At 75.0% G+C, this 12,534-nt stretch carries 9 protein-coding genes and 1 tRNA gene; 3 read left to right on the top strand and 7 right to left on the bottom strand.

Translation table 11 applies throughout. The features are described from left to right. Positions 1-86 precede the first annotated feature (86 nt). From FHS87_RS02305 to FHS87_RS02280, 6 genes are all read right to left on the bottom strand, one after another. The gene (locus FHS87_RS02305) at positions 87-1,223 is read right to left on the bottom strand and encodes an MFS transporter (protein ID WP_184513478.1); all 1,137 of its coding nucleotides are present in this window, start codon (positions 1,221-1,223) and stop codon (positions 87-89) included. Further along, positions 1,220-2,656: a sensor histidine kinase gene (locus FHS87_RS02300; RefSeq protein ID WP_312861852.1), complete on the bottom strand. Its 1,437-nt coding sequence runs from the start codon at positions 2,654-2,656 to the stop codon at positions 1,220-1,222. Before FHS87_RS02300 ends, FHS87_RS02305 begins: the two co-directional genes overlap by 4 nt. 9 nt (positions 2,657-2,665) lie before the next feature. Then, a complete protein-coding gene (locus FHS87_RS02295) occupies positions 2,666-3,352 on the bottom strand; it encodes a winged helix-turn-helix domain-containing protein (protein ID WP_184513476.1) in 687 nt (228 codons plus the stop codon). Between the two features lie 109 nt (positions 3,353-3,461). Further along, complete coding sequence (locus FHS87_RS02290) at positions 3,462-4,547, bottom strand: trypsin-like peptidase domain-containing protein (protein ID WP_184513474.1); 1,086 nt, start codon at positions 4,545-4,547, stop codon at positions 3,462-3,464. 75 nt (positions 4,548-4,622) lie between these two features. Beyond that, positions 4,623-7,061 (bottom strand): ATP-dependent helicase HrpB, encoded by a 2,439-nt coding sequence (hrpB, locus tag FHS87_RS02285; RefSeq protein ID WP_184513472.1) that lies wholly within the window; start codon positions 7,059-7,061, stop codon positions 4,623-4,625. Between the two features lie 53 nt (positions 7,062-7,114). Continuing rightward, the gene (locus FHS87_RS02280; RefSeq protein ID WP_184513470.1) at positions 7,115-8,383 is read right to left on the bottom strand and encodes an MFS transporter; all 1,269 of its coding nucleotides are present in this window, start codon (positions 8,381-8,383) and stop codon (positions 7,115-7,117) included. A 158-nt stretch (positions 8,384-8,541) separates the two neighbouring features. On the opposite strand from FHS87_RS02280, the gene FHS87_RS02275 reads away from it, so the two are divergent. The 3 genes from FHS87_RS02275 to FHS87_RS02265 all read left to right on the top strand — a co-directional run bounded on the left by FHS87_RS02275 (position 8,542) and on the right by FHS87_RS02265 (position 11,716). Further along, positions 8,542-9,492, top strand: a complete 951-nt coding sequence (locus FHS87_RS02275) for an aldo/keto reductase (protein ID WP_184513468.1) — start codon at positions 8,542-8,544, stop codon at positions 9,490-9,492. A gap of 8 nt (positions 9,493-9,500) precedes the next feature. Then, positions 9,501-11,588 carry a protein-disulfide reductase DsbD family protein gene (locus tag FHS87_RS02270; RefSeq protein ID WP_246417777.1) on the top strand — a complete coding sequence of 696 codons (2,088 nt, stop codon included), beginning with the start codon at positions 9,501-9,503 and terminating at the stop codon, positions 11,586-11,588. A gap of 43 nt (positions 11,589-11,631) precedes the next feature. Then, positions 11,632-11,716 (top strand) — tRNA-Leu (locus FHS87_RS02265). A 23-nt stretch (positions 11,717-11,739) separates the two neighbouring features. Here the strand turns inward: FHS87_RS02265 and FHS87_RS02260 are convergent. Further along, complete coding sequence (locus FHS87_RS02260; protein ID WP_184513466.1) at positions 11,740-12,495, bottom strand: SH3 domain-containing protein; 756 nt, start codon at positions 12,493-12,495, stop codon at positions 11,740-11,742. Between the last annotated feature and the right edge of the window lie 39 nt (positions 12,496-12,534).

Genomic DNA, 12,534 nt, shown 5'->3' with positions numbered 1-12,534 from the left:
CGCGTCACCGGAAGGGGGAATTTGCTCGCTCGACAAAAGTCTGGAGCGCTTGCCGTGAGCCAAGGCGAACGGAAAACGCTCTCGGCCTACCCGCGCCGCAGCGCGACCAGTAGCCCGAGCAGGCTGAGAACCAGCCCCGCGAGGAAGACGGGCGGGTGCGCCTCCCCCATGGCGGCGAAGAGCCAGGCGAAGGCATAGCCCGTCCCGGCCTGCGCCGCCGCATAGACCGCCGTCGCCCGCGCCCAGGCCCGCCCCGTGCCCGCGCCGGTGAGGCCGCGCAGCCGCCCGAGGGCGACGGCGGAGATCCCCACGCCGGAGAAGCCCGAGAGCAGGGCGGCCCCCGGCACGGCGGCGGCGTGGGGCAGAAGGGCGAGGCCGAGCGCCGCGACCTGCGCCGCCATCCAGAGCGGCATGGCCCGGCGCCCCAGCTTGTCGGCCAGGCGCCCGCCGCCGAGCGTGCCCGCCACCGCCCCCAGCCCGAACAGGGACCAGACGAGCCCACCCGCGGCGAGGCCCATCCCGTGCCCGCGCACGGCGAGATCGGCGAGATAGACCATGGGAGCGGCCATGCCGGCCGCCGAGAGGCCGTAGGCCAGGGTGAGGGCCGCCACCGTGCCGGCCGGGCCTGCCGGGGCTTGGGCCGGTCCGGCCGGGGGAAGGGGCGGGTCGGGCCAGCGGGGATGGGCGAAGGCCCAGAGCGCGGCGGAGAGAAGGCCGAGCCCGATCCAGGCCGCCGCCACCCCCGCGCCGAGCAGGGCCGGCAGGAGCAGCGAGGCGAGGGCGACCCCTGCCCCCACCCCCGCCATGACGATGCCACCCGCCCCGCCCCGCGCCCCCTCGGGCGTCACGGCCTGCACGGCGGGGCCGGCGAGGGAGATGGCGATGCCCCCGGCCACCCCGGCCACCCCCCGCCAGGGCGCCAGCCAAGGAAAGCCGAGCGGCAGGGCGCAGGCGAGGAAGGAGAGGGTGGCGAGGGCCATGGCGAGGTCCAGCGCCCGCCGCGTGCCGAGCCGCCGCCCCAGCACCGGCGCCGCGAGAGCGCCGACGAGATGCCCGGCGAAGGTGGTCGCACCGAGCGCCCCCGCCTCCCCTCCCCCCACCCAGCCCGCGGCGACGAGGGCGGGGAAGAGCGGCACGTAGCCGAAGCGGGCGAGGCCGATGGTCGTGCAGAGCGCCGCCGAGCCGGCCAGGGCTGGCCTGAGGGCGGGGGTGCGGGCCGTCACGCCCCCCCCGCCGGGGCGGGCGGCCCCTTCTCGATGACGAGGATGGCCGCGAGCCCCGGCGGGCTGAGGCCGGGATGGGCGTCGGCAAGGATCAGCTCGCCGCCATGCAGCCCGGCCACCGCGCGCACGAGGGAGAGGCCGAGGCCGTAGCCCGGCGTCGCGCGCGCGCTGTCGGCGCGGAAGAAGCGCTCCCCGGCGCGGGCGCGGTCGTCGCCGGCCAGCCCGGGCCCCTCATCCGCCACGGTGATGCGGAGCGCGGTGCCGGCCTCCTCCGCGGAGAGGCGGATGCGGCCGCCGGCGGGGGAGAACTTCACGGCGTTGTCCAGCAGGTTCGCCACGGCCTGGAGCAGGAGGTCGCGGTCCCCCGTCAGCGGCAGGCTGGGGGGGAGGTCCGCCCGGAGCGTGACGGCGCGGCTCTCGGCGATGGCGTCGTAGAGCTCGGCGGCGTCCGCCAGCAGGGGGGTGAGGTCGAGGGGCGCGAAGGCGGCGCGGCGGGCCCCCGTCTCGGCCTCGGTGATGCGGAGGACGGCGTGGAAGATGCGGGTCATGCCGTCGAGATCGGCGATGCCCTGCTCGATGGCCCGGCGCATCGTCGCGGCATCGCCCTCCAGCGCCTCCTCCAGTCGGCCACGGGCGCGGGCGACGGGGGTGCGGAGGTCGTGGGCGATGGCGTCCGACACGCCGCGGATCCCGGCCATGAGGGTGCCGATGCGGTCCAGCATGGCGTTGAGCGTGCGGCCGAGGCGGTCGAACTCGTCCTCCCGCCCGGAGAGGGGGACGCGCTGCGAGAGGTCTCCCCCGGCGATGGCCGTCACGGTGTCGGCGGCCGGGCGCAGCATGGATTGCAGGGCGCGGCGCAGCAGCAGGGCGCCCACCAGGGCGATGATCGCGGCGGCGCTGGCGGCCCAGCCGAGACCGCGCGCCAGCAGCTCGCGCAGCCGCAGCCGCTCCTCCACGTCGCGCCCGACGATCAGCCGGTCCCCGTTCGGCAGGTCCGCGCGGTAGAGCCGGGCCTCGGTCAGCAGGCCCTCCCGCATCAACGGGGCGCGGAGCCAGCGCAGGGGCTCGCTCTCCGGCGGGGGGCCGTCCAGCTCGTCCGGCGTGGTGTCGAGATTGCCGGCGAGCTGGCGCCCCTCGACGTCCGTCAGGCGGTAGAGGTCGAGGGAGTCGTCGTCGCGGCCGAGGCGGAAGGCGATGGTCTCGATCACGCCGTTGCGCCCGCTGTCGCGGAAGCGCGCGGTCAGGGCGGAGACATCGGCGCGGATGGCGGCGTCCGTCTGCCGGTCCAGCCCGCCGGCCGTGTTCCACCAGACGATCCCCGCGAAGGCGACGCCGCCGAGGAGGAACATGACGGCGAAGAAGACGGCGAAGCGGAAGCCCGCGCTCTCCACCAGCCGCGGGACAGGGGCGCGGCGAAGCTCCTCGACCGGCACGGGCGGGCCCTAGCCCGCATCCTCCGCGCGGATCATGTAGCCGGCATTGCGGACGGTGTGGATCAGCGGCTTATCGAAGCCCCGGTCCAGCTTCTGGCGGAGCCGGGAGACATGGACGTCGATCACGTTCGTCTGGGGATCGAAGTGGTAGTCCCAGACCTTCTCCAGCAGCATCGTGCGGGTGACCACCTGGCCGGCATGGCGCATCAGATGCTCCAGCAGGCGGAACTCGCGGGGCTGCACGTCGATCCGCTTGCCCCCGCGCGTGACGGTGCGGGAGAGGAGGTCCAGCTCGAGATCCGCCACGCGCAGCCTGGTGGCCGGCACCTCGGCGGCCGGGCGGCGGCCGAGCGCCTCCACCCGGGCGAGAAGCTCGGCGAAGGCGAAGGGCTTGGTGAGGTAGTCGTCCCCGCCCGCCTTCAGCCCGCGCACGCGCTCGTCCACCGCCGAGAGGGCGGTGAGGAAGAGGACGGGGGTGCGGTTGTCCTGAGCGCGCAGCGTCTCCACCAGGCGCAGCCCGTCCACCCCGCCCGGGAGCATGCGGTCCAGCACGAGCAGGTCGAAGGGCTCGCCGGCGGCGGCGAAGAGGCCGTCCCGGCCATTGTCGCGGTGCTCGACGCTGTGGCCGGCCTCGGTCAGGCCGCGGCGGACGAAGCGGGCAACCTCGGGGTCGTCCTCGACCAACAGGATACGCACGGGGGTTCTCTGCTTATTGTGGGTGGGCCGGCGCCCTGCGGCCCGGCCCTGCTCGACCCCATAGCGTCACGGCGCGGCCCCGCGCGCAAGGTGGGCGGGTTATTGCGGGTTACTGGGGCGTCCCCGTCCCGGCCGGGCGGCGCCCGACCTGGACGTTGACGTCCTGGCTCCGCCCCTCCCGCGTGAGGGTCAGCCGAACGCTCTGCCCAGGCGTCACCCCCGCGATCGTGCGGATGAGGGCGCGGGAGGTCTCGATGCGGTCGCCATTGAGGGCGGTGACGAGGTCGCCCTGGCGCAGCCCCGCGCGGGCGGCGGGGGAGTTGCGCTCCACCCCCTGGATCTGCACGCCGCGCCGGCCGCGTGGGGCATCGGTGCCGACGTCCTGCACGGCCACGCCGAGCCAGCCGCGCTCCACCCGCCCGTCGCGGCGGAGCTGGTCGATCACCCCCTTGGCGAGGTCCGAGGGGGTGGCGAAGCCGATGCCGGCCGAGGCACCCGAGGGGGAGTAGATGGCGGTGTTGATGCCGATCACCTCGCCGGCCGTGTTGAAGAGCGGGCCGCCGGAATTGCCGGGGTTGATGGCCGCGTCCGTCTGGATGAAGTCGTCGAAGGGCCCGGCGCCGATCTCGCGCCCGCGGGCGGAGACGATGCCGGTGGTGACCGTGCCGCCGAGGCCGAAGGGGTTGCCCGCGGCCATCACCCACTGGCCGACGCGGACGGGGGTGCTGCCCCAGGGCACGGCGGTCAGCGGCACGCGGGACTCGATCCGCAGCAGGGCGAGGTCCGTCAGCTCGTCCGTGCCCACGACCCGGGCCGGGTGCTCCGTGCCGTCCTGGAGGGAGACGACGACGCGGGCGGCCGAGCCGACGACGTGGTTGTTCGTCACCACATAGCCCGCGGGGTCGATGATGAAGCCCGACCCCGCGCCCTGCACCTGCTGCCGGCCGCCCCGGCGCTCGCGGAAGTAGCGCTCGAAAGGGGTGCCGCGAAGCTCGGGCGGGATCTGGGAGGACTGCTCGCCCATGACGGCGATGTTCACCACCGCCGGCAGCACGGCCTGGGCGAGGTCGGCGAAGTCCGGCAGCACCGTCATGCGCGGCGTCTGGGCCAGGACCTCGCCGGGGCTGCAGCCGGGCGCGGCGGCGAGGGCCGCGAAGCCGAGCAGGGCGACGCGGCGAGGCAAGGGCTGGGGCATGGGCGGGTGTTGTTCTCCGGGACTCGCCAGGGATTTCTCCCCCATAGAGGGGAATGATCCGGCCGCGTTCAAGGCTCAGGCACCCCGCGAGGGGTCCTCGGGCCATGCGTGCTTCGGGTAGCGCCCGCGCATCTCCCGCCGCACCTCCGCCCAGCCGCCCCGCCAGAAGCCCGCGAGATCGGAGGTGACGGCGACCGGGCGCCCGGCGGGGGAGAGGAGCGAGACCTGGAGCGGGATGCGCCCGCCCATCAGCGGCGGCGTGGCGGCGAGACTGAAGAGGTGCTGCGCGCGGGCCTCCAGCGCCGGCACCTCCCGGTCGTAGTCGATGGCGGCGCTGCGGCCCTCGGGCAGGTCCACGCGCGGGGGAAGCTCGGCGTCCAGGCGCCGCGCGAACTCCCAGGGAACGAGGCCGCGCAGGATCGCCACCGCGTCCAGCGTCTTCAGCTCCGATAGGCGGGAAAGGCCGTGGAGATGGGGGGCGAGCCATTCGGCCACGCCCGCGGCCAGGGCGGCATCGGAGATGTCCGGCCAGGGGGCGCCCTCCGTGGCATGGGCCCAGCGCAGGCGGGCGCGGAGCTGCGTGGCCGCCTTCGTCCAGTCGAGGTCGCGGAAGGCGCGGGAAGCGGCGGCGCGGGCCAGGGCCTCGGCCACAGCGGCGGGATCGGCATGGGGGAGGTTCGATTCCTCCAGCACCAGTGGGCCGAAGCGCAGGCGGCGGCGGGCCACCACGGCGCCCGTGCGGGCGTCGAACTCCGTCACCTCCTCGCGCACGAAACGCTCGGGGAAGCGGGCCTCCAGCACGGCGCGGTCCAGCGGGGCGGCCATGCGGATGCGGGCCTCGGTGCCGGCCAACTCCAGGGCGGCGACGGCCAGCAGCGGCGCCTTGCGCAGCGGGTCGGTCGCGGCCAGGCGCGCGCCCTGGCCGGATGACAGCCGAAAGGCCCCCTCCATCACCCCGCGCCGGGCGGCGATTCGGTCGGGGAAGCCGGCCGCCAGCAGCGCGGCGGGATCGCCCTCGGGCGGGGTGCGCTCGGGCACGGAGAGGCGGCGGCGATGGAGCTGCGCGGTGCGGCGGATGCGGGCGACGGTGGCGCGGTCGGCCTCCGGGTGGTCTCCGCCCTGCAGCAGGTCCAGCCGGACGTGGAGGTCGGTGGGCGCCTCGCGGCTGCGGATGGGGTCGCGCTCCTCCAGCAGGGCGGCGAGGTCGGCGGCCAGCGCGCCCTCCCCCGGCGTGCGCGTCTCCACCATCACCCGGGCGAGGCGGGGATGGGCGCCCATCCGGGCCATGCGGCGGCCGATCGGGGTGATGCGGCCCTCGCCGTCCAGCGCGTCGAGGTCGTGCAGCAGGGTGCGGGCGGCGGCGAGCGCGCCCTCGGGCGGCGGGTCGAGGAAGGAGAGCGCGCGCGGCTCCGCGCCCCAGGCGGCGCAGTCCAGGGCGAGGCCGGACAGCTCGGCCTCCAGCATCTCCGGCCGGTCGGCGAGCGGCAGGCCGCGGTGCAGCGCCTCGGTCCAGAGGCGGATGGCGACGCCGGGCTCGGTGCGGCCCGCGCGCCCCGCGCGCTGCTCGGCCGCGGCGCGGGAGATGCGGATGGTGGCCAGGCGGGTGAGGCCCGTCGCCGCGTCCAGCCTCGGCGCCCGGCGAAAGCCGCCATCCACCACGATCCGCACCCCGGGCACGGTCAGCGATGTCTCGGCGATGGAGGTGGCGAGCACGACCTTGCGGTTGGGCGAGGGGTTGAGGGCGCGGTCCTGCTCGGCGGGCGGCATCTCGCCGTGGAGGGGCAGGATCTCGGCCGCGATCCCGCCCAGCCGCTCGGCCGTGCGGCGGATCTCGCCCCAGCCCGGAAGGAAGGCGAGGACGTCGCCGGGATGCTCGCGCAGCGCCTCGCGGATGGCGGCGGCCATGGCTTCCGGAAGGTCGCGGGGTTCCTTGATGTCGCGCGGGCGGTGATGGACCACCACGGGAAAGGCGCGGCCCGCGCTCTCGATCACGGGGGCGTCGAGCAGCCCCGCGAAGCCGACGGCGTCCAGCGTCGCGGACATGGCGAGGAGGCGCAGCTCCGGCCGCAGCTCCCGCTGCATGTCGAGACAGAGGGCGAGGCCGAGATCGGTGTCGAGATGCCGCTCATGCGCCTCGTCGAAGAGAACGGCGGAGACGCCTTCCAGCCCGGGGTCGGATTGCAGCCGGCGCACCAGCAGCCCCTCCGTCACCACCTCCACCCGCGTCCGGTCGGAGACGGCGCGGTCGAGCCGGGTGGAGAGGCCGACCAGCCCGCCCGGCCCGCCCTCCCCGGCCAGGTCGGCCATGCGGCGCGCGGCGGCGCGGGCGGCCACGCGGCGGGGCTCCAGCACGAGGATCTTGCCCGTCACCCAGGGCTCCCCCAGCAGGGCGAGGGGCACGATGGTGGTCTTGCCCGCGCCGGGCGGGGCGACGAGCACGGCGTTGGGCCGCTCGCGCAGCGCGGCCAGGAGCGCGGGCAGGGCCTCGGAGACGGGCAGTTCGGGCAGGTTCATGCCCTGCCCGTCTCGGGGCGGGGGCGCGGCTTGTCAAACGCCGGCAGCGCCGCTCACCCCCGCTCCGGCGAGAGGGCGGGCCTGCCGGGCTCCGGCTCCACCCCGGCCGTGGCGATGGCGGCGACGTCCCGGGTCTCGGGCATGAAGAGCCAGAACAGGACCGCCCCCAGCGCGGCGAAGGCAGCGAGGGCGAGGAAGGCGGTGTCGTAGCCGGCCATCACCACGAGCTGCCCGCTGAGCGCCGCGCTGAGGACGCCGCCGACGCCGTGCACCGTCCCCACCACCCCCTGCGCGGCCGCGAAATGCCCGCTGCCCCGGGTGAGATCGGCCACCACCACGGGGAAGAGCGCGCCGATCAGCCCGGCGCCCACCCCGTCCAGCAACTGCACCCCGATGGTCCAGACGATGTTGTCCGAGAGGGTGTAGAGCACCGCGCGCAGCGCCAGGGCGAGGAAGGCGGCCATGAGCAGCGGCTTGCGCCCCCAGCGATCGGCCCGCATCCCGGCCAGCGCCGCCACCGGCACCATCACCGACTGCGCCGCGATGGCCGAGGCCGCCGTGAGGGTGATGCCCTGGCCGACATGCGCGAGCGCGAGCTTCTGGGAGACGAGCCCGAGCATGGAGGCGTTGGCGAGGTGGAACAGCGCCCCGCAGCCGGCGAAGATCAGCAGCGGGCGCGAGGCCAGCAGCACGCGCCAGGCCGAGGGCCGGACGGCATGCGCCACGTCGCCCGGCGGCAGGCCGCGGGCGACCTCGTGGTCGATGGCGCGGCCCGGCACCATCGCCGCCGCCACGACGCTGGCCAGGGCCGTGAGACCCATGGACCAGAACAGCATCGGGCTGCCCAGGAAGGGCGCCGTGACCAAGATCATCAGGCTGAGCATGCCGTCGCCGAGATGGAACAGGGACTCGTTCCGCCCCGCGCGCCGCGCGAAGCGCTCGGGCCCGACGACGCCGAGGGAGATGGCGGCCAGGGTCGGCCCGATCGTCACCCCCGCGAGCGCGCCGACCAGCCCGGCCAGCGCCACCGGCCAGAACTGCGGCGCGAAGGGGATGGCGATGCAGGTCGCCGTGACCACCACCACCGCGCCGGCGATCAGCGCGCGCTTGGCCCTGACCGCATCGACCAGCGCGCCGAGCGGCGCCTGGGAGACGAGGCCGGTCAGGCCGCCGATCGAGAGGGCCGCGCCGATGCTGCCCGCATCCCACCCGTGCTCGGTCATGAGATAGACGCCGAGGAAGGCGCCCAGCCCGTAGCGGGCGTCAGAGACGAAGAAGCTCAGCGCGTCCAGCGCGCGCTCGGCACGCTGTTCCTGCCGCATGGAACGTTCCCCCGATCGAGCTGCCTTCTCCGGGGCTAACCGGCGCGCCCCCGCCGCGTTTCAGCTCACCCGTCCCTTCGCGGCGGCGATGCGGCCGCCCCCTGGGCATCCCGGCGGGAAGGCCCCAACTCGGGCTTCACGGAAACAAGGACTTACCCATGCAGAAGCGCCCGCTCGGCCGATCCGGCCTGGAGATCGCCCCTCTCGTTTTCGGCGGCAACGTGTTCGGCTGGACGATCGACGAGCGGACGAGCTTCTCCCTGCTCGACGCCTTCGTGGATGCCGGGCTGAACGCGATCGACACCGCGGACGTCTATTCCCGCTGGAAGCCCGGCAATCAGGGCGGCGAGTCCGAGACGATCATCGGCAACTGGCTGCGCGCGAATCCCGGCAAGCGGGAGAGAGTGCTTATCCTCACCAAGGTTGGCTCCGACATGGGCCAGGGCCACAAGGACCTCTCGCCCGGCTGGATCGAGAAGGCCGTGGAGGATTCGCTCCGCCGGCTGAACACCGACGTCATTGACCTCTACCAGTCCCACTGGCCCGACCCGAGCACGCCGCAGGAGGGGACGCTGCGGGCCTACGAAAAGCTCCTGCGCGCGGGGAAGGTTCGGGCGATCGGCACCTCCAACTACGATGCGGCGCTGCTGGAGGAATCGCTGAAGGTCTCGGCGGAGAAGGGCCTGCCGCGCTACGAGGCCCTGCAGCCGGGGTATAACCTCTACGACCGCTCTGGCTTCGACGGCCCGCTGCGCGACCTCGTGATGCGCGAGGGGATCGGCGTGATCACCTACTACTCCCTCGCCTCCGGCTTCCTCTCCGGCAAGTACCGCTCGAAGGAGGATCTCGCGAAGAGCCAGCGCGGCCAGGGGGTGGCGAAGTATCTCGACGAGCGCGGCATGAGGATCCTCGGCGCGCTGGACGAGGTCTCCGCCCGGCTGGACGCGAAGCCCGCCGAGGTGGCGCTCGCCTGGGTGATCGCGCGGGAGGGGGTGACGGCGCCCATCGCGAGCGCGACGAGCCCCGACCAGCTCGCCAGCCTCGTGCGCGCGGTGCACCTCGCCCTCTCGCCGGAGGACATCGCGGCGCTCGACACGGCGAGCGCCTGAACTCGTCATTGCCGGGAACCGCGCATCGGCCCTATGCCGTGGCGATGCGCGCCCTCGCCCTTCTCCTGGCGGTCCTCCTCGCGCCCTTCGCCGCGGGCGCGGTGGAGAGCGGCGCGGTGGAGTCGCCCCGTGCCCGCGTGACGCTGGTGGCCGAGGTGGCGTCGGTGGCGCCGGGCCAGCCCTTCCGCCTCGCCCTGCGGCAGGTGCTGGCGCCGGGCTGGCACTCCTACTGGACCAATCCGGGCGATGCCGGCGAGCCGCCCGCCCTCGACCTCGCCCTGCCCGATGGCGGGGAGGCCGGGGCCATGGCCTTCCCGGCACCGCAGCGCATCCCCTTCGGGCCGCTCGTCAACTTCGGCTATCTCGGCGAGGCCGTCTTCCCGCTGAAGGTCACGCCGCCCGCCGACCTCGTGCCCGGCCGGCTCTTCACGGTCGAGGGCCAGGGGCGCTGGCTCGTCTGTGAGCAGATCTGCGTGCCGGAGGAAGGCGCCTTCCGCCTGGACCTCCCGGTGGAGGCCGCCGCGCGGCCCGATCCGGCCGCCGCCGCGCTGTTCCGCGCGGCCGAGGCGGCGCTTCCCCGCCCCTCCCCCTTCGCGGCGCGGATGGGCTTCGAGGGCCAGCGCGGCGCCATCGAGATCGCCGGCCCCGGCCTTGCCCCCGGTGCGGTGCGGGAGGCCTTCTTCTTCCCCGAGGCGTCGGGCGCGCTGGACAACACGGCGCCGCAGCCTCTCTCCCTCAGGGAGGGCGCGCTGGTGCTCGGGCTGACGCGCGCGAAGGGCGCCCCGCTGCCGGCGGAGCTGCCGGGGGTCGTGACCCTCACCGACGCGGCGGGCGTGCGCAGCGCCTATGCCGTCGCCCCCGCGATCGGCCCGATGCCCACCACTCCCGCCGGCACCCCGCTCCTGCAGGCCGTGCTCTGGGCGGTGCTCGGCGGGCTGGTGCTGAACCTCATGCCCTGCGTCTTCCCCGTGCTGGCGATGAAGGCGATGGGGATCGCGCGCCTCTCCGGCGCCTCCCGCGCGGCGGTGCGGGGGGAGGCGCTGGCCTATCTCGCGGGGGTCATGGCGGCCTTCCTCGCCCTGGGCGGGCTGCTCATCGCACTGCGCGCGGCGGGGATGGCGGCGGGCTGGGGCTTCCAGTTCACCTCGCCCGGCTTCGTCGCGGCCATGGCCCTGCTGATGCTCGGGGTCGGGCTGAATCTCTCCGGCGTCTTCACCGTGGGCGGACCCTCGCTCGGCGGGCGGACGGGGAGCTTCGGCACGGGGCTGCTGGCGGTCGCGGTGGCCACGCCCTGCACCGCGCCCTTCATGGCGGCGGCGCTCGGCGCGGCGCTGACCATGCCCCCCGCCGCCGCGCTGCTGATCTTCGGGGCCCTGGGGCTCGGCATGGGGCTGCCCCAGGCGGCGCTGGCCCTCGCCCCCTCTCTCGCCCGGCTGCTGCCGCGCCCGGGGGCCTGGATGGAACGACTGCGCCAAGCCCTCGCCTTCCCGATGTACGCGGCTGCGGCCTGGCTCGCCTGGGTCGTGTCGGTGCAGGCGGGGCCGGATGGGCTGGTGCCGGTGCTGGCGGGCGCGGTGCTCGTGGCCTTCGCGGCCTGGGCGCTTGGGGCGGCGCAGGCCTCGGGCGGGCGCGGCTGGGCCGGGCGAGGGCTGGCCGCCCTGGCGCTGCTGGCCGCGCTCGCGATGCTGCCGCGCGTCCTCTCCGCTCCGGCGCCCGACATGGCGGCGGAAGCGGCGGGCGAGGCGTGGTCGGAGGCCCGGGTCGCGACGCTCAGGGCCGAGGGGCGGCCGGTCTTCGTGAATCTCACCGCCGCCTGGTGCATCACCTGCCGGGTGAACGAGCGCGTGGCGCTCGACACCGCCGCCACCCGCGCCGCCTTCGCGCGGGAGGGGGTGGTGGTGCTGACCGGGGACTGGACGCGCGGCGATGCTGCGATCTCCGCCCTCCTGCGCTCCCAGGGGCGGGATGGCGTGCCGCTCTACCTCTTCTACCCCGCGGGCGGTGCGGCGCCGGTGGTGCTGCCGCAGATCCTGACGGAACGGATGCTGATCGAGGCCGTGACCGCCGGCCGGGACCCTTCCCGCCCCGCCGCCTGAAGGTGGCGTGACGCCGCCTCCAGGCGCGCTATGCTACGGGCGGCCCCCCTTGGCGGAACGGTAGACGCAGGCGACTTAAAATCGCTCACCCCTGGGGTGTGCCGGTTCGAATCCGGCAGGGGGGACCAGGGCCGCTGCTGGTACTTGGCCGCTACTGGGCCGAGGCGATGGCTCCCGATGGCGGCGTGGTCATGCTGCGATGGACCCAGCCCTCGGGCCCCGCCTCACCCACCTGGAACCAGCCTCCCGGCGCCGTGCCGAAAACCTTCAGGACGGCCCCGTTCGGCGCCACGCGCAGGACCGTGCCGCCGCCCGTGGGCGATGAGCGGATATTGCCGTTCTGGCGCATCGCCAGCGTGCCGGCCGGCATCATGCTGCCCGATCCAGGCGGTACCGAGGCGGCCGAGGGGGAAGTGGGGTCCAGCACCTTCGGCGGCTCGGGCGTCACCTCGTTGAGAAGGGGCAGCCCGTTCGGCAGGGGCGGCGTGAGGCCGGCGACGGGGGTGCCGTTGGCGCGCATCTGCGGCCCGCCGCCCTCGAAGCAGCGGCCGACCAGCTCGACATAGACGCGCGTCGCCTCGACGTTGTTGCGCGCGACATACTGCTCGACCGCCAGATCATTGCCGGACGCCGTCACGACGGAGACGAAGGGGATGAAGATCGTGTCGCCCGCCAGCGTCGCCTGCCCGCAGACGGCATAGGTGTCGGCCACCGCCTGCCGATAGGTCTCGACGGCGCGGAAGCGAAGGTTCTCGCGGTCGCGCGCGAGGCCGCGGATCCGCTCCTCCGCCGCGGCGCGGGCCTTGCTCATCACGTCATTGCCCGAACCGGCCTGCCCCTTGGCCGGCGTGTCCTCCCAGCAGCCGCCGAGAGCCAGCAGCCCGAGGAGGAGAAGCCCCTTACGCATGATCGTGTTTCCAGCGGGAGTTCATATTCGGGGTTAAAA

It is taken from the genome of Muricoccus pecuniae (genome assembly GCF_014199205.1).
GTDB lineage: Bacteria > Pseudomonadota > Alphaproteobacteria > Acetobacterales > Acetobacteraceae > Roseomonas > Roseomonas pecuniae.
The sequence above is the reverse complement of the archived record's forward strand: the minus strand, read 5'-3'. Positions and strand labels throughout refer to the sequence as shown.

Bases quoted from the DNA above. Each gene is read 5' to 3' on its own strand.
- FHS87_RS02290 (WP_184513474.1), bottom strand. From the start codon at position 4,547: ATGCCCCAGCCCTTGCCTCGCCGCGTCGCCCTGCTCGGCTTCGCGGCC.
- hrpB (WP_184513472.1), bottom strand. From the start codon at position 7,061: ATGAACCTGCCCGAACTGCCCGTCTCCGAGGCCCTGCCCGCGCTCCTG.
- FHS87_RS02280 (WP_184513470.1), bottom strand. From the start codon at position 8,383: ATGCGGCAGGAACAGCGTGCCGAGCGCGCGCTGGACGCGCTGAGCTTC.
- FHS87_RS02275 (WP_184513468.1), top strand. From the start codon at position 8,542: ATGCAGAAGCGCCCGCTCGGCCGATCCGGCCTGGAGATCGCCCCTCTC.
- FHS87_RS02260 (WP_184513466.1), bottom strand. From the start codon at position 12,495: ATGCGTAAGGGGCTTCTCCTCCTCGGGCTGCTGGCTCTCGGCGGCTGC.